Here is a 25,729-nt window from a genome sequence, read left to right as displayed (position 1 = left end):
CAAACAATCAAGCGACGTGACTCCTGGACCCGGGCGCGTACGGCTCGCCGGTCGCTCCGGCTGTCCGCCGGTTACGCCGGCGGTGCGGCCTACTCCCAGGATCCCTGCGCCTCCGGCAACCCCGCCACCTCCGCCAGGTCCTCAGCCGTCAGTTGCAGCGCGGCCGCCCCCGCGTTCTCCGCGACCCACCGCTCCCGCTTGGCCCCCGGCACCGGCACCACGTGCCGGCCCTGGGCCAGCACCCAGGCCAGCGCCACCTGCGCGGGCGGGACGGCGCTCTCGTGGGATCCGTGCCGCCGGGCGACGCGTCGCAGGCCGACGACGATCGGCTGGTTCGCGGCCATCATCTCGGCGGTGAAGCGGGGGTGCCGGGCACGTACGTCGTCGGGCTCGAAGCCCTCGCCGGGGGTCAGTGTGCCGGTCAGGAAACCGTTGCCGAGGGGCATCGCCGCCAGGAAGCCGACCCCGTGGGCCGCGCACCACGGCAGCAGCGCGTCCAGCGCCTCCGTGGACCACACCGACAGCTCGGCCTCCACGGCGCTCACGGGGAAGACCTGCTGCACCCGCTCGAGCTGCCTGATCGTTCCGTCGTGCAGCCGTGCCCCCGAGCGGCGGGCGGAGCGGGCGCCCACCGCGCACAGTCCGAGCGAGCGCACCTTCCCGGCTGTCACCAGGTCCGCCATCGCACCCCAGGTCTCCTCGACCGGAACCTCCGGGTCGGCGCGGTGGAGCTGGTAGAGATCGATCACGTCCGTCTGGAGGCGGCGCAGCGACGCGTCGCACGCCCGCTTCACATAGCCCGGCCTGCCGTTGGCCACGATGTGCTGCTCGCCCACCAGGAGGCCGACCTTGGTCGACACGAAGGCCTCCGAGCGCCGCTCCTTCAACACCCGCCCCACCAGGAGCTCGTTGGTGAAGGGGCCGTACATGTCGGCCGTGTCGAGCAGTGTCGAACCCCGGTCGAGTGCCGCGTGCACCGCACGGAGCGACTCCTCACCGTGCTGCCGCGAGCCGGTGTACGCCCAGCTCATCGGCATGCACCCGAGCCCGACCGCTCCCACTTCGAGCGCCGCCGCCCCGACCGTCCTGCGCTCCACCTGGCCGTAACCCTCCCTCTTCCGGCTCCCCAACCTAACCTCTGCACGTCACGGTGCCTGACATAGCCTCCTGAGCATGACTTCAGACGTATGGCTTCCCTTTCGGGCCGAGGACATCGACGGGCTTCCAGCGGGTCTCAACTACCGCTACTGGAATGGTGACCAGGAGTTTCCCGCGGATCCGGCCGATTGCGCGTTCTATGTCGTGCCCTATATGAAGCCGCCGGCCGTCTCGCGGCGGCCGATGTCCGCGATGACCTCGGTACGGGTCCTGCAGACGCTCTCCGCCGGCGTCGACCACGTCCTGCCGGGCCTCGAAGTCCTGCCCGTCGGCGTGCAGTTGTGCAACGCGCGAGGAGTGCACGAGGCGAGCACCGGTGAACTGGCCCTGGCGCTGATCCTCGCCTCGCTGAGGGGCATCCCCGACTTCGTACGAGCACAGGACAAGGGGGAGTGGAAGTCGGGGTTCCACCCGGCACTGGCCGACAAGTCCGTCCTCATCGTGGGCTACGGGTCGATCGGGTCCGCCATCGAGGACCGGCTCACTCCCTTCGAGCTCGCGCGGGTGGCGCGCGTCGCGCGCTCCGCGCGCACCACGGAGCGCGGTCCGGTGCACGCACTCGCCGAACTGCCCGCCCTGCTGCCCGAGGCCGACGTCGTCGTCCTGTCCACGCCCCTCGACGACACCACCCGAGGCCTGGTGAACGCGGACTTCCTCGCCCACATGAAGGACGGCTCCCTCCTGGTGAACGTCGCCCGCGGCCCCGTCGTCGACACCAAAGCGCTCCTCGCCGAGCTGGAGAGCGGCCGCATCACCGCGGCCCTCGATGTCACCGACCCCGAACCGCTGCCCCAGGGGCACCCGTTGTGGCAGGCGCCCGGCGTGCTCATCAGCCCCCACGTCGGCGGGCCCACGTCCGCGTTCCTGCCGCGTGCCAAGCGGCTCCTGGTCGCGCAGTTGAACCGTTTCGTGAACCGGGAGCCGCTGCGGAACGTGGTGCTTACGACGGGCACGGGGGCCACCTGATGACGGGGCGCGTGGCGGGCTCGTCAAGGGCGCGCGGGCCATGTCCCGTTCGCTCCCCGTCCGCTTTTTACACCCTCCGCAGTCCCCTGAATGCGGGCAGTACCGACAAACTCCCTGGTCGTCACGGAGCGTAGAGGAACTATGTCCCTGAGTGACGAGACTGGTGTATCGTCCCGACTGGGGCTGCGCCGTGCACCGTCGGCGCCGGGGATGGACATTCGGACTGCGAGGGGGGCGACGGGCGATGCACGGCCTATGGACCAACGATCCGACGCGGCGGGGCCGCCGCCGACGACCCTGGCGCGCGGCCACGCGGAGACGCGGGCAGTGCGGCCACGGCTGCCGGGGTGGCCATCACCACCACAGGCCCAACGGCCGCCGGAGGCACGCCCACGCGGACCAGCGGGATGCCGGGGTGCGGACCGGGTGGGCCCGGTGAGTTCCCCCGGAGCGCTCCTGACCCGTCGGCCGGTGCTCGGTGGCGGGAAAGGCCTGGTCTCGCAACTCGTACTGGCCCTGGTGTGCGCGGGATACGCCGTCGGTTCCGCGCTCGGCTGGGGCTCCGCGAGCCTCGCACTCTTCATGGGCGACTTCGGACTGAGTGCCGCCGCGGGCGCCGCAGCGGTCTCCTGCTTCCGCTATGCCCAGAGCCGCCGCAGCCGTTTTCGACCCGCCTGGCTGCTGTTCGCGCTCTCCTCGGTCATGGCATGCCTGGGCAACGCCGTCTGGGGATGGTACGAGGTCGTCCTCGACCGCCCCATGCCCAGCCCGAGTTTCGCCGACGTGTTCTTCCTCTGCTTCGCGCCGCCCGCCATCGTGGGACTGCTCGTGCTCGCCAAGAGGCCCGTGACCAAAGCGGGTTGGGTCTGTCTGGCGCTCGACTCCTGGCTGATCGGCGGCTCGTTGCTCACGCTGTCCTGGAGTCTCGCGCTCGCCCAGGCGGCGAAGTTCGACGGGCCGAGCGTCGCGCACACCGCGCTCTCACTGGCGTACCCGCTGCTGGACATCGCGCTGGTCAGCATGGTGCTCGCGCTGCACTTCAGGCGCTCGTCGGTGAACCGCTCCGCGGTGAACACCGCGGTCGGCGCGCTCGCCCTGACCGTGATGTGCGACGCCCTGTTCACCTCACCCCTGCTGCACAACGACTACCGCTCGGGACAGCTCCTCGACGCGGGCTGGTTCGCCGGCTCACTGCTCCTCGCGTACGCCCCCTGGGTCACCCCCCGGCACGGTCAGCCGGACGCCGACCGGTATGACATCGACGGGCACGCGCGCGTGGTGCACGAACACATTCTGGGACAGCGGCAGGAGGGACGGTCGGGGCACATGGGAGGACAGCTGCACGTGCCCCTCCACGGCGCGGTCCACGACGAGGGCCAGAGCACCGGGCACAGTCGATACCAGGCCACCCGTCCCATCGCCGGATCGCTGGCCGCCCTCACGCCCTACCTGGCCGCCGCCGTCTGCACCCTGGGGATCCTCTACAACGTTCTGAACGGTCGCAACGTGGACCGTGTGGTGCTCATCACCGCCGGCCTTGTCGTGCTCGCCCTCGTCGTCCGCCAGGGCATCATGCTCCTCGACAACATCACCCTCACCCAGGAACTGGCCCAGAAGGAGAACCACTTCCGCTCCCTGGTGCAGGGCTCCAGCGACGTCATCATGATCGCAGCGCCGAACGGCATTCTCAGGTACGTCAGTCCGGCCGCGGCCGGGGTCTACGGCCGGGACGCCGACGATCTCGTGGGTTGTGAACTCGCCTCGCTCATCCACCCCGAGGACCTCGGCTGTGTGGTCCACGAAGTGCGCCGCTTCCTGGCCGCGAGTCACATCGAGGAGCCCACGACCCGCATCGAGTGCCGCTTCCGGTCCGGCGACGGCGGCTGGCTGAACGTGGAGTCCACGGTCAACCGGCACCACGGCGGCCTCATCTTCAACAGCCGAGACGTGACCGAACGGGTGCGTCTGCAGGCGCAGTTGCAGCACAACGCCGAGCACGACCCACTCACCGACCTGCCCAACCGCGCCCTTTTCACCCGGCGCGTCCAGCAGGCGCTCTCCGGCCGTCGCTCCTCCGACCGCGGCACCGCCGTCCTCTTCATCGACCTCGACGGCTTCAAAGCGGTCAACGACACGATCGGGCACCAGGCCGGCGACGAACTCCTCGTCCATGCCGCCCGCAGACTCCAGGACTCCGTGCGGCACGGCGACACCGCCGCCCGCCTCGGCGGCGACGAGTTCGCGGCGCTCATCGTCGGCGACGGCACCTGTGACGGCACCGCCCGCGAGCACCAGATCCTCGAGCTGGCCGACCGCCTCAGAATCACGCTCTCGCAGCCGTACATCATCGACGGCAACGATGTCCGCGTCGCCGCGTCCATCGGCGTCGGCTTCGCCGAACCGGGGCTGGGCGCGGGCGAATTGCTGCGAAACGCCGACCTCGCCATGTATCGCGCCAAGGCGGCGGGCAAGGGCCGCGTCGAGCTGTATGCGCCCCAGATGCAGCAGGACGTCGTACGCAAGGCGGAGCTGGCGACAAGGCTGCGCTCCGCCTTGCAGGACGGCGAGTTCACGCTGCTGCACCAGCCCGTGGTGTCGCTCGACAACGGCCGGATCACGACGGTCGCCGCCCAGGCCCGCTGGCGTTCCTCCCAGGGCGTCCTGTTCACGCCCGCGGAGTTCCTGCGCGTCGCCGAGGACAGCGACAGGACCGCCGAGCTGGGACGCTGGATGCTGCAGGAGGCTGTCGAGCAGGCCGCCGAGCGCGCCGCCACCGGCGTCATGCTGCCCGTCGCTGTCCGGATGAACGCCCGGCGCCTGCTGGACCGCTCGGGGCCCCTCGGCTCCGTGGAGGCCCTGCTGACCCGGTACGAGCTCCCCTCCGGCGCCCTGATCATCGAGCTGGCCGACACCGACCCGCGGGTCTCCCTGGACGAGCTGGAGCGCCGGCTGAACGCGCTGCGGCGGCTCGGGGTCCGGATCGCCCTGGACGGCTTCGGCAGCGGCCATGCCGCGATCACCGCGCTGAGACGGCTCCCCGTCGACGTACTGAAACTGGACAGGGACCTCGTCGAGGGTGTCGTCGAGTCCGCGCGGCTGCACAAGATCACCAGCGGGCTGCTGCGGATCGCCACCGACCTCGGGCTGCAGTCCGTGGCCGACGGCGTGGACCTTCCGGAGCAGGTCGTCGCCCTGCGCGCGATGGGCTGCACCCATGGTCAGGGAATGGCGTTCTCCGCGCCGCTGGACGAATACCGGCTGCGCAGGGCGCTGTCCATGGGCCACTACCCGGTACCGCACGGGCCCGTCGAACCCGTGTTCGCGGGTGGAGGTGCGGGGGTGTACACCGGAGGGGTGGCCGCTGTCTATGGGGGCGGTACGGTCCTCCGCTCACATAATGAGACTCCCGTCCCACCCACTTGACAGTCGGTGCGTGCCGGGGGGAGGGTCAATGCCATGCGCACCCGAATTCTCGTACTTGGAAAGCGCGTCGGCTGAGCTGGGACCCACCGGATCGATTGAACCGGAATACCCAGCGATCGCACCGGCGCGCTCCCCTCGCTTGCCTCACGGCACGAGGGGTTTTTTGTTGCACTGGCACCAGTCGTACACCGCACAAACTTCGCAAAAACCCTCAGCATCGAGAAGAGAATGCCGATGACCGAGCAGGCCACCGGGGCCCATCACCCGCAGCCGCGGCCCCGTTCCGGAGGACAGCAGTCCGCCCCCGAGCAGGTGACGGGAGCGCAGTCCCTCGTCCGTTCTCTTGAGGAGGTCGGGGCCGACACGGTATTCGGCATTCCCGGCGGCACCATCCTCCCGGCGTACGACCCCCTGATGGACTCCACCCGGGTGCGGCACGTGTTGGTCCGCCACGAGCAGGGCGCGGGTCACGCGGCCACCGGGTACGCGCAGGCCACCGGCAAGGTCGGAGTGTGCATGGCGACGTCCGGGCCGGGCGCCACCAACCTGGTCACCCCGATCGCGGACGCCCATATGGACTCCGTGCCGCTGGTCGCGATCACCGGGCAGGTCGTGTCCAAGGCGATCGGCACGGACGCCTTCCAGGAGGCGGACATCGTCGGCATCACCATGCCGATCACCAAGCACAGTTTCCTGGTCACCAAGGCTGAGGACATCCCGCAGGCGATCGCGCAGGCGTTCCACATCGCCTCCAGCGGCCGCCCGGGGCCGGTCCTGGTCGACATCCCCAAGGACATCCTCCAGGCCAGGACCACCTTCTCCTGGCCGCCGGTCATGGACCTGCCCGGCTACCGCCCGGTGACCAAGCCGCACGCCAAGCAGATCCGCGAGGCCGCGAAACTGATCACCGCCGCGAAGCGGCCGGTCCTCTACGTCGGCGGCGGCGTCCTCAAGGCGAACGCCACCGCCGAGCTGAAGGTCCTCGCAGAACTCACCGGAGCGCCCGTCACCACCACACTGATGGCGCTCGGCGCATTCCCCGACAGCCACCCGCTGCACGTGGGAATGCCGGGCATGCACGGTGCGGTCACCGCCGTCACCGCGCTGCAGAAGGCCGACCTGATCGTCGCCCTCGGAGCCCGCTTCGACGACCGCGTCACCGGCAAGCTGGACAGCTTCGCCCCGTACGCCAAGATCGTTCACGCCGACATCGACCCCGCGGAGATCGGCAAGAACCGCGCCGCCGACGTGCCGATCGTCGGTGACGCCCGCGAGGTCGTCGCCGACCTGATCCAGGCCGTGCAGAAGGAACACAGCGAGGGCCACACCGGCGACTACAGCGCTTGGTGGAAGGACCTCAACCGCTGGCGCGAGACGTACCCGCTCGGCTATGAGCAGCCCGACAACGGCTCGCTCGCCCCGCAGCAGGTCATCGAGCGCATCGGGCAGCTCGCCCCGGAGGGCACGATCTTTGCCGCGGGCGTCGGCCAGCACCAGATGTGGGCCGCGCACTACGTCCAGTACGAGAAGCCCGCGACCTGGCTGAACTCCGGCGGCGCCGGCACGATGGGCTACGCGGTCCCGGCCGCGATGGGCGCCAAGGCCGGCCGGCCGGACCGTACGGTCTGGGCGATCGACGGCGACGGCTGCTTCCAGATGACCAACCAGGAGCTCACCACCTGCGCCCTGAACAACATCCCGATCAAGGTCGCCATCATCAACAACGGCGCCCTCGGGATGGTCCGCCAGTGGCAGACCCTCTTCTACAACCAGCGCTACTCCAACACCGTGCTGCACAGCGGCCCGGAGGCGGACGGCAAGCAGCCGAGCGCAGGCACCCGCGTGCCCGACTTCGTGAAGCTGTCGGAGGCGATGGGCTGCTACGCGATCCGCTGCGAGTCCCCGGACGACCTCGACAAGTGCATCGAGGAGGCGAACTCGATCAACGACCGCCCGGTCGTGGTCGACTTCATCGTCCACGAGGACGCGATGGTGTGGCCGATGGTCGCCGCCGGCACATCCAACGACGAGGTCATGTTCGCCCGGGACGTCCGCCCCGACTTCGGCGACAACGAAGACGACTGAGAGAGAGCCGAGTCAGACCCATGAGCAAGCACACCCTCTCCGTCCTCGTCGAGAACAAGCCCGGTGTCCTCGCCAGGATCACCGCCCTGTTCTCGCGCCGCGGGTTCAACATCGACTCGCTCGCCGTCGGCGTCACCGAGCACCCGGAGATCTCCCGCATCACGATCGTGGTGAACGTGATCGAGGCACTGCCCCTCGAACAGGTCACCAAGCAGCTCAACAAGCTCGTCAACGTCCTGAAGATCGTCGAGCTGGAGCCCGCCTCCGCCGTTCAGCGCGAACTCGTTCTGGTGAAGGTGCGCGCCGACAACGAGACGCGCTCCCAGATCGTCGAGATCGTCCAGCTGTTCCGCGCCAAGACCGTCGATGTCTCCCCGGAGGCCGTCACCATCGAGGCCACCGGCGGCAGCGACAAGCTGGAGGCCATGCTCAAGATGCTGGAGCCGTTCGGCATCAAGGAGCTCGTCCAGTCCGGCACGATCGCGATCGGCCGCGGCGCGCGCTCGATCACCGACCGTTCGCTGCGCGCCCTTGACCGATCTGCCTGAGGCTTGAAACGGGCGGCCGGCACTCGTCGGCCGCCCGTATAGCGAGACCCGAGAACTTCCCTTCCCCCGCCCGCCGTACGGTGGGACGCAACACCGCACACCAAGGAGAACCCCAGTGGCCGAGCTGTTCTACGACGACGACGCCGACCTGTCCATCATCCAGGGCCGCAAGGTCGCGGTCATCGGCTACGGCAGCCAGGGCCACGCCCACGCGCTGTCGCTGCGCGACTCGGGTGTCGACGTCCGCGTCGGTCTGCACGAGGGCTCCAAGTCCAAGGCGAAGGCCGAGGAGCAGGGCCTGCGCGTGGTGACTCCGGCCGAGGCGGCCGCTGAGGCCGACGTCATCATGATCCTGGTGCCGGACCCGATCCAGGCGCAGGTCTACGAGGAGTCCATCAAGGACAACCTCAAGGAGGGCGACGCGCTGTTCTTCGGCCACGGCCTGAACATCCGCTTCGACTTCATCAAGCCGCCGGCCGGCATCGACGTCTGCATGGTCGCCCCGAAGGGCCCGGGCCACCTGGTCCGCCGCCAGTACGAGGAGGGCCGCGGCGTTCCGTGTATCGCGGCCGTCGAGCAGGACGCCACCGGCAAGGCCTTCCCGCTGACGCTGTCGTACGCGAAGGGCATCGGCGGCACCCGTGCCGGCGTCATCAAGACGACCTTCACCGAGGAGACCGAGACCGACCTGTTCGGTGAGCAGGCCGTCCTCTGCGGTGGTACGGCGGCGCTGGTCAAGGCCGGCTTCGAGACGCTGACCGAGGCCGGCTACCAGCCGGAGATCGCGTACTTCGAGTGCCTCCACGAGCTGAAGCTCATCGTCGACCTCATGTACGAGGGTGGCCTGGAGAAGATGCGCTGGTCCGTCTCCGAGACCGCTGAGTGGGGCGACTACGTCACCGGCCCGCGGATCATCACGGACGCCACCAAGGCCGAGATGAAGAAGGTTCTCGCCGAGATCCAGGACGGGACCTTCGCCCGTGAGTGGATGGCCGAGTACCACGGCGGTCTGAAGAAGTACAACGAGTACAAGACCAAGGACGAGAACTCCCTCCTGGAGACCACCGGCAAGGAGCTCCGCAAGCTCATGTCGTGGGTCAACGACGACGAGGCGTAAGCCGTACGCGGAAGGGGTCGTGGCCAACTGCTCCGGCCCCTTCCGCGAACCCCCGGTAACGCTTGGAAACACGGCCTTGTCCATCCCGTCCAGCCACGGACGGGTGATCCTTCCGCAGGGGCGTGAGGCGGCCCGGTCGGCGCCACTACACTGCTGCACATCAACAACGCGTCAGGCCCACAGCGTCGTGCGTCTTCCACGCGGCCAAGCGATGCCGGGGAAGTGCACTTCCCCGGATCCGCTGACAACCCTCCACCGCATGCGGCCGTCGGGACGGCCGTCCGCATTGGACCTGTGAGGACTCACGTGAGCACTGCGTCATCGAAACCCGTCGTACTCATCGCCGAAGAGCTGTCGCCCGCGACCGTCGACGCGCTGGGCCCCGACTTCGAGATCCGGCAGTGCAACGGTGCGGACCGCGCCGAGCTGCTGCCCGCCATCGCCGATGTCGACGCGATCCTGATCCGTTCGGCCACGAAGGTCGACGCGGAGGCCGTCGCCGCCGCGAAGAAGCTGAGGGTCGTCGCACGAGCCGGTGTCGGCCTGGACAACGTCGACGTCTCCGCCGCCACCAAGGCCGGCGTGATGGTGGTCAACGCTCCCACCTCGAACATCGTGACCGCCGCCGAGCTCGCCTGCGGCCTGCTCCTTGCCACCGCGCGCCACATTCCGCAGGCCAACACGGCCCTGAAGAACGGCGAGTGGAAGCGCAGCAAGTACACGGGTGTCGAGCTCGCCGAGAAGACCCTCGGTGTCGTCGGCCTCGGCCGCATCGGTGCCCTCGTCGCACAGCGCATGTCGGCCTTCGGCATGAAGGTCGTCGCCTACGACCCCTACGTCCAGCCCGCCCGGGCCGCGCAGATGGGTGTGAAGGTCCTGACGCTGGACGAGCTGCTCGAAGTCTCCGACTTCATCACCGTGCACCTGCCCAAGACCCCCGAGACCCTCGGTCTCATCGGCGACGAGGCGCTGCACAAGGTCAAGCCGTCGGTGCGGATCGTCAACGCCGCCCGTGGCGGGATCGTCGACGAGGTCGCGCTGTACTCGGCGCTCAAGGAGGGCCGCGTCGCGGGCGCCGGCCTCGATGTGTACTCGAAGGAGCCCTGTACGGACTCCCCGCTCTTCGAACTCGACGAGGTCGTCTGCACCCCGCACCTCGGTGCCTCCACGGACGAGGCGCAGGAGAAGGCCGGTGTCTCCGTCGCCCGCTCGGTGCGCCTCGCGCTCGCCGGTGAACTCGTCCCGGACGCGGTGAACGTCCAGGGCGGCGTCATCGCCGAGGACGTCAAGCCGGGCCTGCCGCTCGCCGAGAACCTCGGCCGCATCTTCACCGCCCTCGCGGGCGAGGTCGCGGTCCGCCTCGACGTCGAGGTGTACGGCGAGATCACCCAGCACGACGTCAAGGTGCTCGAACTCAGCGCGCTGAAGGGCGTGTTCGAGGACGTGGTCGACGAGACCGTGTCGTACGTCAACGCCCCGCTGTTCGCGCAGGAACGCGGCGTCGAGGTCCGTCTGACCACGAGCTCGGAGTCCCCGGACCACCGCAACGTCGTCACCGTGCGCGGCACGCTCGGCGACGGCCAGGAGGTCTCGGTCTCCGGCACGCTGGCCGGTCCCAAGCACCTGCAGAAGATCGTCGCCGTCGGTGAGTACGACGTGGACCTCGCGCTCGCCGACCACATGGTCGTGCTCGGCTACGAGGACCGCCCCGGTGTCGTCGGCACCGTCGGCCGGATCTTCGGCGAGGCGGGCATCAACATCGCCGGCATGCAGGTCGCGCGCGCGGTCGCCGGCGGGGAGGCCCTCGCGGTCCTCACCGTGGACGACACGGTCCCGCAGAACGTGCTGACGGAGGTCGCCGACGAGATCGGTGCGACGTCGGCTCGGTCGGTCAACCTCGTCTGAGGCTGCCCGTCCCGCTGGGGGCTCCGCCCCCGGCCCCCGTATCGCGCTGAACGCGCTCGTCCTCAAACGCCGGACAGGCTGAAAACTCAGCCTGTCCGGCGTTTCGTGTAAGCGCTCCGCCGGAATTCCGGTGCGCCGGCTGCGGGTGCATCGTGGCTGGGCGCGCAGTTCCCCGCGCCCCTTTGGGGCGCTGCCGCCCGCCTCGTTCAACCGGTCGGCTCGGACACGATCATGCCCTCCCGGTAAGCGATCGCCACCGCCTCCGTGCGGCCGGCGGCGCCCAGCTTGGCGAGGATGTTCGAGACGTGGACGCTTGCCGTCTTGCCGCTGATGAACAGTTCCTCGCCGATCTGGCGGTTGGTGCGGCCGAGGGCGAGGAGGCGCAGGACGTCGCTCTCCCTGGCCGTCAGTACGGCGATGCGGTCGGCGGCGGACGGTGATTCGGCCAGGCGACCGCGCCGGATGAGGGTGTCCACGGCCTCGCGAAGCGGCAGGGCGCCGAGGCCGACGGCCGTGTCGCGGGCCGCGCGCGCGTGCTCCGCGGCTTCCTCGCGGCGGTCCGCCGACAGCAGGACCTCGGCCAGGCGTCGTTCGCAGCGGGCCAGTTCGTACGGGTCGCCGTAGCCGAACGCGGCGACCGCCTTCTCCCACGCGGCGACGTCGGGACCGGAGTGCGCGCGCAGCCACTCCGCCTCGGCGCGGGCCAGCCAGGCCAGCCCCTCGGGTCCCTGCTCGGAGCCGTCCTCACCCTTGGCGGCCGTGGCCCTGGCCACCTCCACCAGCTCGGTGGCGGTGTCGGTCCAGCGCCGGGTCCCCGCCTCGTCGCCGGTGAGACGCAGCTCGACGGCCGCGTCCGCGACGGCGGACAGGGCCAGCGCGGCGAGCCGCACACCGATGTCGGGCCGCTCGGACCCCGAGCCGTCGGCGAGCCTGACGAGGTTGTCGCGGACGCAGGCGACGGCTCCCTCGGCGTCACCCCGCAGTGCCGCCGCATCGGTCAGCACGATGGCCGCGACGAGCGTGGCCATCCAGTCGAACGGCCCGTCGAGCAGGGCGCGGGCACGCTCGGTGGCGTGCTCCTCGCCGCGGGCAAGGGCGACGTACAGCGCGGGACCGACCGCGAAACCGCCCGCCGCGGGCAGCCGTTCGGAGTCGGCGGCTGCAGCTCGGGCGCACTCGTCCCAGCGGCCCAGGGTGTAGAGGACGAGCGACTGGAGGTAGCGCAGCTCCAGGGCGTACGGCGCGGAGATGAGCCCGGAGCGGTTCGCGCGCTCCAGTCCTTCGGAGAGCCGGCCGAGGCATTCGTCCAGGTCACCGGATTCGTAGCAGCCGATGGCGAGGTTGAAGTACGCGCGCATCTCGATCGTGACATTGCCCGCGCGGCGGGCCAGGTCGCGCGCCAGTCGCAGCCGGTCCCGGCCTTCGGCGGTGCGCCGATTGTGCCCCTCCAGACCGACCATTGAGATGATCAAGTCGGCCTGAGCGTCTGCCAGTTGGAGCTCCTCGGCGATGCGCAGCGCCTGGCGTGCGACGCGCTCGGCGTCCTGGTCCTGCCCCATATAGCGCGCTGCCATGACATGGGTGGCCGCCGCCCACACCCAGGTGTGCGACGGAGGCTCGGCGGGGATCATGGCGAGCGCCTCGCTGCTGTACGTGAACGCCGCCTTCAGGCTGTCGACGCGCATCAGATTGCCCGCCAGGGTGTAGCGGACGCGTGCGGCCAGTTCGGAATCGGCGTCCGAACCGGCCCTGGCGAGAGCGGAGCGGCTGAGGGAGACCGCACGGTGCGACTCCCCGGCGTGCGCGGCGGCCGCGGAGGCACGCAAAGTGAGGGCCACCGGGCCGGCGGCGGCCTCGGGGCGGGCCGCGGGGTCCACCGCGGGCCACAGTTCGAGCGCGGTCTCCAGATGGCGCAGCTCTTCGGCGGGCGCGCCGACCCGCTGGGCGTGATCGGCGGCTTCGAGGGAGGCGACGAGGGCGTCGGCCAGGTCGTGGCTCTCCCGCGAGTGATGAGCCCGCTCTGCCGCGCTCTTGGCCGAATGCCCTTGCCCCGCAAGGAGTTTGGCGAACGTGCGGTGCAGCCGGACTCGCTCCCCGGGCAACAGATCGGCGTACACCGCCTCGCGGGTCAGGGCGTGCCGGAAGGAGTAGGTGGCGTCCTCGCCCGGGACCAGCAGCTGCCGGCCGACGGCCTCGCGCAGCGCCGACTCCAGCTCGTCCTCGGGTAGTTGTACGGCGTCACGCAGCAGCTCGTGCTCGACGCGACGGCCGGCGACGGCCGCCGTGCGCAGCACCTGCTGTGCGGTGTCGGAGAGTTGCTCGATACGGATCAGGAGCAGGTCGGCCAGGCCGCTCGGCATGGCGCCGGACACCGGGCCGGTGTCGCCGGGGAGCGGGTCGGCGGTGGCGGCGAGCAGCTCCTCCGCGTAGAAGGCGTTGCCCTCGGCGCGGTCGACGATACGGCGGACGGTCGTGTCGGACAGCGGGCCCGTCCGCAGTTCCCGTACCAGCCGGGCCACGTCGGCGTCGGCCAGCGGACGCAGTTCCAGCCGGTCGACGGCGGGCAGCCGGACCAGCTCGGCGAGCAGCGGGCGCAGGGGGTGGCGGCGGTGCAGGTCGTCCGCACGGTACGAGGCGAAGATCGCCAGTGGATGCGGAGGGGCGCCTGAGGCCGGGCTCTGGAGGAGGCCGCGGCTGAGCAGGAAGCGCAGCAGGTCGCGCGAGGACTGGTCCGCCCAGTGGAGGTCTTCGAGGATCAGCAGGAGGGGGGTGATGTCGGCGGCGTCGGAGAGCAGGGAGGCCATGCCCTCGAAGAGGCGGAGCCGGTTGCCGGTGTCGTGGGCGCCGTCGCTTCCGGTACCCAGCAGGGGGTTGACCGCGGGGTGTGCGGCCAGCGCCCCGGTGAACCGCTCGTCGGCCGCCAGTGCGCCGAGGATCTCCGTGAACGGCAGGTACGGCAGGCCGACGTCGCCGAGGTCCACGCAGTGACCGGTGAGGACCGTCATGCCGGTGTCGGCGGCGTGGGTGGCGGCTTCTGTCACCGTGCGGGTTTTGCCGACGCCGGCGTCGCCCGCCACCAGTACGGCGTGGGGGTCGCCGTTCCTGGCGCGGGTCAGCACGTCGGTGAGCCGGGCGAGTTCGTCTGCCCGGCCGATGAACGGCGTACCGAAAGTCTGTGCCACGGGACCATCCTGGCACGGGGGACTGACAGCGGGCGGTCGGGTTTTCTCGCCCCCTCCGCCCCTGCCCGTCCCGTACCTGGGGGCTGCCGCCCCCAGACCCCCGCTGTCGCGCTGAACGCGCTCGTCCTCAAACGCCGGTCGGGCTGTAGAGCGCTTCCTCGGCTCTCGTACCTGGGGGCTGCCGCCCCCAGACCCCCGCCGTTGCGCTGAACGCGCTCGTCCTCAAACGCCGGTCGGGCTGTAGAGCGCCTCCTCGGCCTCCCGTACCCGTATCCCCCGCAGCGTTGCCGCGGCCAGCGCCGCCGCCCCCAGCAGCAGCACCGCCCCCGCGATCGCAGCCGCCTGCATGCCGCTGGTGAACGCCTCACGGGCGGCGCTCGCCAGAGCCTGGCCCGTGTCGGCGGGCAGTTGCCGGGCGACTGCGAGGGCGCTGCCCAGGGTCTCGTGGGCGGCGGCCGGTGCGTCGGACGGGATCTCGTCGCGGTAGAACGCCGTGCCGATGGAGCCGAGGACCGCCATGCCGAGCGCGCCGCCGAACTCCGCGCCCGTCTCCAGGAGGGAGGAGGCGGCGCCCGCGTTGCCGACGGGGACGGTGCCGAGGGCGAGATCCATCATCTGGGACATCACGGTGACGATTCCGGACGCGAGGACGCCGGCGCCGGCGAGCACCAGCCACATCGAGTCGGTACCGGCGAGGGCCAGCAGACCGTAGCCGCACGCGGCGAGGACGAAGCCCGCCGTGACGACATGGGCACGGTCGACGCCGTTCTGCACGAGCCGGCCGGAGACCGGTGCCGCGACGCCGATGAGTACCGAGGGGAGCAGCGCCCAGAGCGCGGCCTCCAGTGCGCTCTTGTCGAGCACCGACTGGATGTACTGAGTCGTGAAGTACGCCGAACCCATCATGGCGAACGCCGAGACGAGGTTGAGGACGACAGCGGGGGTGAATCCGGGCCCGCGGAACAGGGCCGGGGAGATCAGTGGGGACTTCGCGGTGCGCTGGCGCTGGACGAAGAGGTAGCCGAAGAACAGGCCGACGGTGACCGAGAGGACGTACTGGGCGTGCCAGCCCTCGGCCGTGAGTTCCTTCAGGCCGTAGATCACGGGCAGCACGGCGGCCATCGAGAGGGGGACGCTGAGGAGGTCGAAGCGACCCGGCTCGGGGTTCCTGGACTCGGGCAGCAGGATCGGGCCGAGGACCAGCAGCAACGCCATCGCGGGCAGGTTCACCAGGAAGACCGAGCCCCACCAGAAGTACTCGACGAGGACGCCGCTCATCACCGAGCCCAGCGCGACTCCGCCGGTCATGACGCCGGACCACAGTCCGATCGCCTTCGCCCGCTGGCCGGGGTCCGTGAACATCGTGCGGACCAACGCCATCGTCGACGGCATCAGCGTCGCGCCGCCGATGCCGAGAACCGCGCGGGCCGCGATCAGGGTCTCGGCGCTGTTCGCGTACGCGGCCACCAGCGAGGCCGTACCGAAGGCGGCGGCGCCGAACAGCAGGAGCCTGCGGCTGCCGACGCGGTCGCCGAGCGAGCCCATCGTCATCAGCAGGCCGGCCAGCACGAACGCGTAGATGTCGAAGATCCACAGTTGCTGGGTGCCGCTCGGCTCCAGGTCCGCGCTGATCGAGGGGATCGCGAAATAGAGGACCGAGACGTCCATCGAGACCAGCAGCAGCGGCAGCATCAGCACACCGAGAGCGGTCCATTCGCGGCGCCCCGCAAGGGAAGGGGGCGTGTTGGTCGTGCACTCCGAGGTCGTCATGACAGGGACTGTACGAGCGTCTTAAACACTTGTCTAGTACGAGCGTATAAGACAGGCATATGGGACGAATGTATGGATCGGGGTACGCTGGCCCGCATGGGACATCGTGAGGATCTGCTCGAAGGCGCCAAGCGCTGCCTGCTGGAGAAGGGTTTCGTGCGCACGACCGCGCGCGACATCGTGAAGGAGTCGGGGACGAACCTCGCCTCGATCGGCTACCACTACGGGTCGAAGGACAAGCTCCTCGCGGACGCGTACGTCTCCCTGGTGGAGGGCCTGTCCGACGCCTTCGACCCCGGCGAGGGCGTCAGCAGCGGTGCCGCGCCGGGCTCCCTCGAACGGTTCCAGGAGGTCTGGTCGAACATCATCAGCACCATGCGTGAGCCCCACTCGATGTGGCGGCTGAGCATGGAGATCGTGGCCATGGGTGACCAACTGCCCGAGGTCCGCGACCACTTGGCGCGTGCTCAGCGTGAGGGATCACGGGGGCTGGTCCCGCTGTTCCTGGGCGGCCTGGAGGAGGACGTCACCGAGGAGGAGGTCGACACGGTCGGGCAGTTCTATACGACCCTGATGATGGGGCTCATCGCGCAGTGGACCTTCGACCCCGAGACGGCCACCGACGCCGAGCAGCTCACCACGGGGCTGCGCCGCGTCATCGAGGCATCGGCGAAGTCGGCGGACCAGTAGGACCAGTAGGACCAGCAGGACCAGCAGGACCAGGGCGGCACTTCAGCCGATGACCGCGTCCAGCTCCCGCCACGTGGCCTCGGGCAGGTCCGTGGCGGCCCACCCCGCGGCGGACTCGACCTCCGCGGGGGAGCGGAAGCCCGCCACCACACCGGCCACGACCTGGTCCCGGAGCGGGAAGCGGACGGCGGCGTGCGGAAGGACCGTGCCGTGGTGGGCGCATACCTCGGCGAGCTGCCGGGCGCGGCGCAGCATCGCCTCGGGGGCGGGACCGTAGTCGAAGAAGGCGTCGTCGGGCGGGCTCGGGCGGCTCAGCAGGCCTGAGTTGAACGGCGCCGCAGAGACCACCGAGACCCCGCGCTCCTTGCACGCGTCAAGCAACGGGCGGGCGGTGCGGTCGACCAGCGTCCACCGGCCGGCCACCATCACGGCGTCCACGTCCGCCTCGGCGACGACCCGCAGCAGCGGGGCGACCGCGTTCATACCGACGCCGACCGCGCCGATGACGCCCTGGTCGCGCAGCGCGGACAGGGCGGGCAGCGCCTGGCCGAGGGCGGCGTCCAGGTGGTCGTCGGGGTCATGGACGTACACGATGTCCACCCGGTCGAGGCCGAGCCGGATCAGGCTGCTCTCCAGGCTGCGCAGTACGCCGTCGCGCGAGTAGTCGGGGCGGCGGATCAGCGTGTCCGGTACGGCGAAGCCCCCGGCGGCCAGGTCGGAACCGGTGGGCGCGGGGTGGGGTTCCAGGAGGCGGCCGACCTTGGTGGAGACGGTGAACTCCGTGCGCGGCCGGTGGGCGAGAGCCGCGCCGAGCCGTCGTTCGGAGAGGCCGAGGCCGTAGTGCGGGGCGGTGTCGTAGTAGCGCACGCCGGCGTCCCAGGCGGCGTCGACCGCGGCCCGTGCCTGGTGCTCGTCGAGGGGGGTGTAGAGGTTGCCGATGGGGGCGGCGCCGAACCCCAGGGGGCTGACGCGGACACTCGTACGACCGAGGCGGCCGGCGGCCCTCATGCCGTGGTCCCGGGGGTTTCGGCAGCGGTAGCGGTCTCGATGCCGTACCAGCGCGCGGCCGTCGTGCCGAAGACCGACTCCCGTTCGGCGGCGCTCAGTTGGTCGGTGAGGGCCTCGGCGACGGCCAGGACGTCGTCGTAGCCGGCCGCGAGCAGGCAGACCGGCCAGTCCGAGCCGTACATGAGGTGGTGGGGGCCGATGGTGGCGAGCAGGACGTCCGCGTAGGGGCGTAGGTCGTCCGCGGGAGTGGGGCCGGTACGGGTGACCAGGCCCGACAGTTTCACGGCGACGTTCGGGCAGTCGGCCAGCTCGGTCAGCAGGGCGGTCCACGGCTCCAGGGTGTCCGTGCCGATGACCGGGTTGCCGGCGTGGTCCAGGACGAAGCGGACGTCGGGAAGTTCGCGTACGGTCCGGACGGCCGTGGCGAGTTGGTCCGGGCGTACCAGCAGGTCGTACACCAGGCCCGCGGCGCCGACCGCCGCGATGCCGCGACGGACCTCGGGACGCGCCGTCCAGTCCGGGTCGGCCTCGTCCTGGATGCCGTGCCGGATGCCGACGAGCGCGGAGCCGCCGGGACCCTCGCGCAGTTCCGCGAGCCGGTCGGCGATACCCGGGTCGGTGAGGCTCGCCCAGCCGACGACCGCCCGGATGTGCGAATCCCGCGCTGCCAGCGCGAGGAGCTCCGGTGTCTCCTCCGGTACGGCGATGGTCTGTACGACGACCGTGGCGTCGATGTCGTTCCGGTCGAGGGCCGGGCGCAGATCTGCGGGGGAGAAGGTCCGGCGCAGGGTGGGCAGGTCGCGGGTCCAGGGCTGGTCGCGGACCGCGAGGTCCCACAGGTGGTGATGGGCGTCGATGCGCACCGTTCGGTTCCTAGGGTCGGTGGACGGACGGACGGACGTACGGACGGACGGACGGTGACGTGGGCCGGGCCCTCAGCCGAGGCCCTCGATCGAGGCCCTCAGTCGCGACCATCAGTCGAGGTGGAAGATCTCCTCGGCCGGGGCCCACAACTGCCCCTCGGCCGCGCTGTCCACCGGCTGTTGGCACGGGTCGGTCCGCGTCCACCACTCCCGGCTGACCGGGTCGGCGGCGATCAGCGCGGTGTCGGCGGCGTAGTCGGTCCCTGTGTACTCCAGGTAGCTGAACAGCAGGCCGTCCCGCAGGAAGATGGAGTAGTTGCCGATGTTGGCCTGCTTGAGGGCTGCGAGTACGCCGGGCCACGCGGCGGCGTGCAGGGCGCGGTACTCCGATTCCTTCTCGGGCCGCAGCCGGACCACGGCGGCGAAGCGCTGCACGGCGATCAGTCCTCCTTCCGCGGCCGGAGCCGCAGTCCGTCCATGCCGCCGTCCACGGCCAGCGAGGTGCCCGTGGTGGAGGCGGCCGCCGGGGAGGCCAAGTAGGCCACGGCGGCGGCGACTTCGTCGGCGCTGACCAGACGGCCGTGCGGCTGTCGGGCCGCGAGCGCCGCGTGTTCGGCCTCCGGGTCCTCCGCCCGGTCCAGCAGCCGGTTGACCCAGGGCGTGTCCGCGGTGCCGGGGTTGACGGCGTTGACCCGGATGCCCTCCGGCAGTAGGTCGGCGGCCATCGCCCGGGTCAGCGAGAGCACCGCGCCCTTGCTCGCCGAGTACAGGGCCCGCTGGGGCAGGCCTGCGGTCGCGGCGATCGAGCTGATGTTGACGATCGACGCGTGGTCGGACGCGCGCAGGGCGGGCAGCGCGGCCCGGCTGACCCGCACCAGCCCGAGGACGTTGATGTTCAGCACGCGGTGCCACTCGTCGTCGGCGTTGTCCTCGATGCCGCCCTGCGCGCCGATCCCGGCGTTGTTGACCAGCACGTCAAGACCGCCGAGGACCGAAACGGCCTCCGCGACGGCGGCCACGACCGACGCGTCGTCGCCGATGTCGGCCCGGACGTGGGCGGCGAAGCGGGGCGTCGTCGCCTCGGTCAGGTCGAGTACGGCCACCCGCGCGCCCTCGGCGGCGAGCAGCCGGGCAGTGGCCAGGCCGATGCCGGAAGCACCGCCGGTGACCAGGGCACCGAGTCCTGCGAAAGCGCCCAGTCTCATCGTGACCTCTCGTGCTGTGCGTAGGAACGATCCCCGCGAAGAATGAACGACCCCGGGAAGAAGGATCTGCTTCATCTGGCATCCAGGACCATAAAGATGCGATCCCTTGTTACGCAATACCTACGAAGAGATGCGGCAGTTGAGGCGTTAAGTCCGCTTTGTTTAGGACGATTGAACGAACTTCTTCTTCACTCTTCTCATCACGTAACACCGATGTCATAGTTGCCCCCACCGATGAACCTGATTAATCCGAGCGTGCTTGAGGGGGACGAGGCAGTGGGAGTTCCAACGCAGGTGCCAGGTGGGGGGAATGACGATTCGTCAGGCCGCTACCGGCCCGGTTACGAACTGGTCGCCGAGCAGCTGCTGAACTACATCGCCGAGCAGAACCTGCGTTCCGGGGACCGACTGCCCACCGAACAGGGCCTGGCGCAGATCCTGGGCGCCACCCGCAACGTCACCCGCGAGGCGGTGAAGGTACTGGCCGCCATCGGTCGGCTGAGTGTCCGCCGTGGCGCCGGAATCTTCGTCGCCGACTCGGCCGGCGGGCTGGTGGACGACCAGCTCTCGCACTTCCGGCCGACGAGCATGGAAGACGTCCTGATGCTCCTGGACTACCGGACGGTGATCGAGTCGGAGACGGCGCGCCGGGCCGCCTCCCTCGCCACGCCGATCGAGGTCCGGACCATCCGGGAGTGTGCCGAGACGTCGATGGTGGCGGGTAAGGCCGCCGACGGCTACGCCTTCGCCGAGGCCGACACCGCCTTCCACGACGCCGTCGGCGCCGCCTCGCACAACGTGTTCCTGAGATCGAGTGTCGCCGGAGTACGGCGCCTTGCCTCACAGTCCGACGTCCTGCTGTTCCACGGCGACGCACCAGGGTCGCTGGAAGTGGCGGCAGGCCAGCACCTCGCCATAGCTGAGGCGGTCGCCGCGGGGGAGGCCGATCTCGCGGCGGAGCTGATGGTGGCGCACATCGCCACCACGCAGAGCCAGTTCGAAAGAAAGATCCGCGACCGGCTGTTCAACCTGGACAGTCGAGGCGCTTCCGGCACGCCGGTGCAGCCGTCGAGGAGTACCGGTACCGCGGACGAACCGCGGTCGCCGGACGCGTCCGCGTCGTAAGGCCGCACCACGCCGTCACGGTTCGTGAACCGGGCGACCCGCCCACGCGAGCCGCCAACGCCGGAGGAACCCGGAGGACGACCGGGTCTCCCCAGATGTCATGTCATTCAGGCGATTGGATTTCCGTGTCTGCACCGTCTGCACTGCCCGGGCGGCCTTCACCGGCTGCCCGCGGAAGAATAACTGTGCCGCTCCGAAGAGCGCTGGTAGCCGCCCTGTCACTGGCCACGATCACGGCGCCGCTGGCCGCCACGTCGGCCCAGGCAGCCCCTTCGCAGGGCCTGAACGTCTATGTCTCGCCGACCGGCAAGGACTCCGGCACCGGCACCTCCGCGCACCCGTTCAAGACGCTGGAACACGCACGGGACTATGTGCGTGAGGCCAAGAAGAAGGTCAGCGGCGATGTCCATGTGCTGCTGAAGTCCGGCACGTACCAGCTGAGCCGCACCTTCAGCCTCACCGCCCAGGACTCGGGCAAGGACGGCTCGCGGATCATCTACGAGGCCGCCCCCGGCGCCACGCCCGTGATCAGCGGCGGCAAGCAGATCACCGGCTGGACCCCGGCCGACTCCACCGGCAAGGTCTACAAGGCCAAGGTGGGCGACCTCGACACCCGCCAGCTGTATGTGAACGGGGAGCTGGAGACCCGGGCGCGCAGCACGAAGGACCCCTCGGGCTTCAGCAAGACGTCCACCGGCTACACGTTCACCGACAGTGCCATCAGCGCCTACAAGCAGCCCAAGGACCTGGAGGTCGTCAGCAGTTGGGGCTGGAAGCTGCAGCGCTGCGGTGTGGAGTCGATCTCCGGCAACACGATGACGATGGAACAGCCCTGCTGGCACAACGCCAACCTGCAGCAGGGCCAGGAGATCCAGAACCCCACCTGGCTGGAGAACGCCCGCGAGCTGCTCGACACCCCGGGTGAGTGGTACCTGGACCAGAGCCAGGACGAGATCTACTACATGCCCAAGGACGGCCAGAACCTGTCCACGGCGACCGTCACGGTCCCGGTCGTACAGGACCTGGTCGACCTGAACGGCACCAGGGCCGCGCCCGTCACCGGCGTGTCCTTCGAGGGCATCACCTTCTCCTACTCGACCTGGCTCGCCCCGAGTTCGCCCGACGGCCTGATCGAGGGCCAGGCGGGCTTCCGGATGGTCGGCGAGGACAACCCCGACTTCAACTCCACCCGGCTGGAGTGGCAGAAGACGCCCGGCGCCGTCAACGTGAGCTACGGCCACGACATCAGCTTCGAGGGCAACACCTTCACCCACCTCGGCGCGGTCGGCCTGAACCTGAACACCGGTACCCAGGGCACCGACATCACGGGCAACGTCTTCCGCCAGATCGCCGCCACCGGCATCCAGATCGGCGGCGTCGAGGTGATCGACGCCCACCCCGACGACACGCGGGACATCACCAAGGACACCCTGGTGGACAACAACGTCGTCACCAAGGTCGCCGACCAGTACAACGGCTCGCTGGGCATCCTGGCCGGCTACACCGACCACACGGTGATCACCCACAACAAGGTCTACGACCTGCCCTACAGCGGTATCTCCGTGGGCTGGGGCTGGGGTCTGACCGACGCGGGCGGCGACACCAACTACCCGGACGACAACCTGGGCGTACCGGTCTGGGACACCCCGACGACCAGCCGGGACAACATCGTCACCGACAACGAGATCTACGACATCATGAAGTCGCAGGCCGACGGCGGTGCCATCTACACCCTCAGCTCGAACCCCGGCGGCACGGTGTCCGGCAACTACATCCGCGGCGTTCCGACGCACGCCTACGGTGCCGTCTACCACGACGAGGGCAGCCGCTACTGGCAGAACACGGGCAACGCCTTCTGTGATGTGGCGTACCAGTGGCTGCTGTTGAACCACGGCATGGACATCAACGCCACCGGTAACTTCACCACCCAGCCCGCCTACACCACCCAGTTCAACAGCACGAACAGCAACATCAGCGGCAACGTCACCGTCGACTCCTGCGCCCAGCTGCCGGCCTCGATCGTGAACAACGCCGGTCTCCAGCCGGCCTACGAGCACCTCGACCCGGGCCCGGCCGTCACCGACACCCAGGCGCCCACCGCTCCCGGCACCCCGGCCGCGACCACCGACTTCCCGACGGTGGCGGACCTCAACTGGACGGCGTCCACCGACAACACGGCCGTCACCGGCTACTCCGTCTACCGCGACGGCAAGCTCGTCAGCGCCACCGGCAGGACCTCGGTGCGGCTCTCCGGCCTGACCGCGGGACAGACCTACACCTTCAAGATCACCGCCCGTGACGCGGCAGGCAACCAGTCCGCGCCGAGTGCCGAACGGCAGGTCACCATGCCCTCCGGCAGCGACCTGGCACTGAAGAAGCCGGTCACCGCGTCCTCGGACTCGGAGCAGAACTTCCCCGAGAAGGCGGTGGACGGCGACCTGTCCACCCGCTGGGCCCAGGGTCTCGGCCTGCCCGACCCGTCCTGGATCCAGGTGGACCTCGGCGCCCAGTACGACGTGAGCGGCGCGATCACCACCTTCGAGAAGGCGAGCGGCTACAAGTACCGCGTCGAGGTCTCCTCGGACGAGGTCAACTGGAAGACGCTGGAGGACCACACCTCCGCGAACACCACGGCGTCGACCAACTACTCCCACACCGACGAGCCGGTCACCGGCCGCTTCGTGCGACTGACGGTCACCGGAACCAGCGGTAACGGCGGCAGCGTCTACGACTTCCAGGTCTACGGCACGCCCGCCGCCGGCTCCGACCACACGGCGCCCGCCGCCCCCGGACAGCCCGACGTCACGCCGGTGCTGCCCACCGTGGTGGACCTCAACTGGCCGGCCGCGACCGATGACACCGGTGTGACCAGCTATGTCGTCTACCAGGACGGTGAGCGGATCGCCGTCACCGGCGACACCACGCTGCGGGTCTCCGGCCTGACTTCGGAGAAGGAGTACTCCTTCACCGTCGTGGCCCGTGACGCCGTACTCAACACCTCGCAGCCGAGTGAGGCGGCCGTCTTCACCACTCCGGCCGACAACGACCTGGCGCTGAACAAGGCGGTCACCGCGTCGTCGGACTCGGAGCAGAACTTCCCGCAGAAGGCGGTGGACGGTGACCTGACCACCCGCTGGGCGCAGGGTCTCGGCCTGCCCGACCCGTCCTGGATCCAGGTGGACCTGGGCAAGGACACCAGCGTCTCCGGAGTGGTGACCACCTTCGAGCTGCCCCGCGGCTACAAGTACCGCCTGGAGTACTCGACCGACGGCACCACGTGGTCGACGCTCGACGACCACACCTCCGAGAACACCGTCTCGGCGACCAACTACTCACTCCCCGACCAGCCCGTCACCGCCCGCTACCTGCGGCTGACCGTCACCGGATCCAGCGGCAACGGCGGCTCCATCTACGAGATCCAGGCGTACGGCGAGTTCTGACCGTACGAGCCCCCCTCCCCGGGACTCCGCGTTCCCACAGAAAACGAAAGCCACGATGAAGATCACCCATGTCGAAGTACACCGGATCGACGTTCCGGCGGCCAGCCCTCCCTTCAAGTGGCGGGACGGACTGAGCGGAAGCGCTCCGGTCGGCGACGGCGCGGTCCTGCACATCGGCACCGACGAGGGAGCCGAGGGAGTGGCCGTGTTCCAACGGCCAGGCGCCTTCGACACCCTGCGGAACCTGGTCGACGTGGTCTTCCGTGACGAACTGGTCGGAGCCGACCCGTTCCAGCGGGAGTGGCTGTGGCACCGGGTGTGGGAGCTGGACCGTATCCACGAGCTCCCGCTCCCCACCCTGGGCCTCATCGACACCGCTCTGTGGGACCTGGCCGGCCGGTACTACGGCCAGCCGGTCTGGCAACTGCTCGGCGGCTTCCGGGAGTCGATCCCGGCGTACGCCTCCACCTCGACGTTCTCCAGCATCGCGGAGTTCCTCGACGTGGCGGACCAGTGCCTGGAGCTGGGTTACGTCGGCATCAAACTGCACGCCTGGGGCGACGCCCGCCGTGACGCCGAGCTGTGCCTGGCACTGCGCGACCACGTCGGGCCTTCGATCCCCCTCATGTACGACGGGTCGGCCGGATTCGACCTGCCCGACGCGATCCGCCTGGGGCGGGCGCTCTCGGAAGCCGACTACCTCTGGTACGAGGAGCCGATGCGCGAGTTCAGCATCTCCGCGTACCAGGCGCTGGCGGCGGCCGTGGACGTACCGCTGCTGGTGGCCGAGACCTCCGACGGAGCCCATATGAACTCCGCGGACTTCATCAAGGCCGGTGCCGCCACCTTCGGCGTACGGGCCGGTACCACCCTCCGGGGCGGTATCACCGGAGCCATGCGCACCGCGCACCTCGCCGACGCCTACCGGCTGCGGGCCGAGGTGCACGGTTCGGACATCCCGAACCACCACCTGTGCATGGCCATCTCCAACACCACCTACTACGAGTCCCTGGTGACCGCGACGACCGTCGTCCGCGAGCGCCATGTGGATGAACAGGGCCTGGTGCACGCCCCCACGGGGCCTGGCATAGCCCTTCCGCTCGACTTCGGCTACGGCAGCGAACTGCTGCCGTTCGTCGAGCAGCCGCGCTGACCGGGCGGTGACGGTTCCCCCTCCATGGGAGCCGTCACCGCAGCCGGCGCCCCCCATCAGGCGCGTTACCCGTCCCATGCAAGAAACCAGA

17 protein-coding genes are annotated in these 25,729 nt (G+C 69.9%); 10 read left to right on the top strand and 7 right to left on the bottom strand.

Annotation, left to right across the window (positions count from 1 at the left end; all coding sequences use genetic code 11):
- Window positions 1-89: 89 nt before the first annotated feature.
- Window positions 90-1,097, bottom strand: a complete 1,008-nt coding sequence (locus ACFYPC_RS32185) for an aldo/keto reductase (protein WP_391889886.1) — start codon at window positions 1,095-1,097, stop codon at window positions 90-92.
- 76 nt (window positions 1,098-1,173) lie between these two features.
- Between ACFYPC_RS32185 and ACFYPC_RS32180 the strand changes: the two genes are divergently transcribed.
- From ACFYPC_RS32180 to serA, 6 genes are all read left to right on the top strand, one after another.
- Window positions 1,174-2,124, top strand: coding sequence for a 2-hydroxyacid dehydrogenase (locus ACFYPC_RS32180; protein ID WP_391889883.1), 951 nt, complete (start codon window positions 1,174-1,176; stop codon window positions 2,122-2,124).
- 435 nt (window positions 2,125-2,559) lie between these two features.
- Complete coding sequence (locus tag ACFYPC_RS32175; protein ID WP_391889880.1) at window positions 2,560-5,547, top strand: putative bifunctional diguanylate cyclase/phosphodiesterase; 2,988 nt, start codon at window positions 2,560-2,562, stop codon at window positions 5,545-5,547.
- A gap of 228 nt (window positions 5,548-5,775) precedes the next feature.
- A complete protein-coding gene (locus ACFYPC_RS32170) occupies window positions 5,776-7,632 on the top strand; it encodes an acetolactate synthase large subunit (RefSeq protein WP_391889877.1) in 1,857 nt (618 codons plus the stop codon).
- 20 nt (window positions 7,633-7,652) lie between these two features.
- Entirely contained in the window at window positions 7,653-8,180 is a 528-nt protein-coding gene (gene ilvN, locus ACFYPC_RS32165; protein WP_266832976.1) for an acetolactate synthase small subunit, read from the top strand.
- A gap of 115 nt (window positions 8,181-8,295) precedes the next feature.
- Window positions 8,296-9,297 (top strand): ketol-acid reductoisomerase, encoded by a 1,002-nt coding sequence (gene ilvC, locus ACFYPC_RS32160; RefSeq protein ID WP_391889856.1) that lies wholly within the window; start codon window positions 8,296-8,298, stop codon window positions 9,295-9,297.
- Window positions 9,298-9,603: 306 nt separating this feature from the next.
- The gene (serA, locus tag ACFYPC_RS32155; protein ID WP_391889853.1) at window positions 9,604-11,202 is read left to right on the top strand and encodes a phosphoglycerate dehydrogenase; all 1,599 of its coding nucleotides are present in this window, start codon (window positions 9,604-9,606) and stop codon (window positions 11,200-11,202) included.
- Window positions 11,203-11,408: 206 nt separating this feature from the next.
- On the opposite strand, the gene ACFYPC_RS32150 is transcribed toward serA, so the two are convergent.
- The gene (locus ACFYPC_RS32150) at window positions 11,409-14,384 is read right to left on the bottom strand and encodes an AAA family ATPase (RefSeq protein ID WP_391889850.1); all 2,976 of its coding nucleotides are present in this window, start codon (window positions 14,382-14,384) and stop codon (window positions 11,409-11,411) included.
- A 222-nt stretch (window positions 14,385-14,606) separates the two neighbouring features.
- Entirely contained in the window at window positions 14,607-16,154 is a 1,548-nt protein-coding gene (locus ACFYPC_RS32145; protein WP_391889847.1) for an MFS transporter, read from the bottom strand.
- 96 nt (window positions 16,155-16,250) lie between these two features.
- Here ACFYPC_RS32145 and ACFYPC_RS32140 point away from each other — a divergent pair, with 96 nt between their 5' ends.
- Window positions 16,251-16,844 (top strand): TetR/AcrR family transcriptional regulator, encoded by a 594-nt coding sequence (locus tag ACFYPC_RS32140; protein WP_391889844.1) that lies wholly within the window; start codon window positions 16,251-16,253, stop codon window positions 16,842-16,844.
- 42 nt (window positions 16,845-16,886) lie between these two features.
- On the opposite strand, the gene ACFYPC_RS32135 is transcribed toward ACFYPC_RS32140, so the two are convergent.
- The 4 genes from ACFYPC_RS32135 to ACFYPC_RS32120 form a co-directional block, all read right to left on the bottom strand.
- Complete coding sequence (locus tag ACFYPC_RS32135; protein ID WP_391889841.1) at window positions 16,887-17,852, bottom strand: aldo/keto reductase; 966 nt, start codon at window positions 17,850-17,852, stop codon at window positions 16,887-16,889.
- A complete protein-coding gene (locus tag ACFYPC_RS32130; protein WP_391889838.1) occupies window positions 17,849-18,715 on the bottom strand; it encodes an amidohydrolase family protein in 867 nt (288 codons plus the stop codon). The genes ACFYPC_RS32135 and ACFYPC_RS32130 overlap by 4 nt, the downstream gene beginning before the upstream one ends.
- A gap of 111 nt (window positions 18,716-18,826) precedes the next feature.
- On the bottom strand, window positions 18,827-19,156 hold the full coding sequence (locus ACFYPC_RS32125) for an L-rhamnose mutarotase (protein ID WP_391890083.1): 330 nt from the start codon (window positions 19,154-19,156) through the stop codon (window positions 18,827-18,829).
- Complete coding sequence (locus ACFYPC_RS32120; protein ID WP_391889835.1) at window positions 19,156-19,920, bottom strand: SDR family NAD(P)-dependent oxidoreductase; 765 nt, start codon at window positions 19,918-19,920, stop codon at window positions 19,156-19,158. The genes ACFYPC_RS32125 and ACFYPC_RS32120 overlap by 1 nt, the downstream gene beginning before the upstream one ends.
- 276 nt (window positions 19,921-20,196) lie before the next feature.
- Between ACFYPC_RS32120 and ACFYPC_RS32115 the strand changes: the two genes are divergently transcribed.
- From ACFYPC_RS32115 to ACFYPC_RS32105, 3 genes are all read left to right on the top strand, one after another.
- A complete protein-coding gene (locus ACFYPC_RS32115; protein WP_391889832.1) occupies window positions 20,197-21,045 on the top strand; it encodes a FadR/GntR family transcriptional regulator in 849 nt (282 codons plus the stop codon).
- A 95-nt stretch (window positions 21,046-21,140) separates the two neighbouring features.
- Entirely contained in the window at window positions 21,141-24,485 is a 3,345-nt protein-coding gene (locus ACFYPC_RS32110) for a discoidin domain-containing protein (RefSeq protein ID WP_391889829.1), read from the top strand.
- A gap of 55 nt (window positions 24,486-24,540) precedes the next feature.
- Window positions 24,541-25,638, top strand: coding sequence for an enolase C-terminal domain-like protein (locus ACFYPC_RS32105; protein ID WP_391889827.1), 1,098 nt, complete (start codon window positions 24,541-24,543; stop codon window positions 25,636-25,638).
- The last annotated feature ends 91 nt before the right edge of the window (window positions 25,639-25,729 follow it).

Source organism: Streptomyces sp. NPDC005808 (assembly GCF_042871385.1).
Classification (GTDB): domain Bacteria; phylum Actinomycetota; class Actinomycetes; order Streptomycetales; family Streptomycetaceae; genus Streptomyces.
This window is presented reverse-complemented; position numbering and strand designations above follow the sequence as displayed.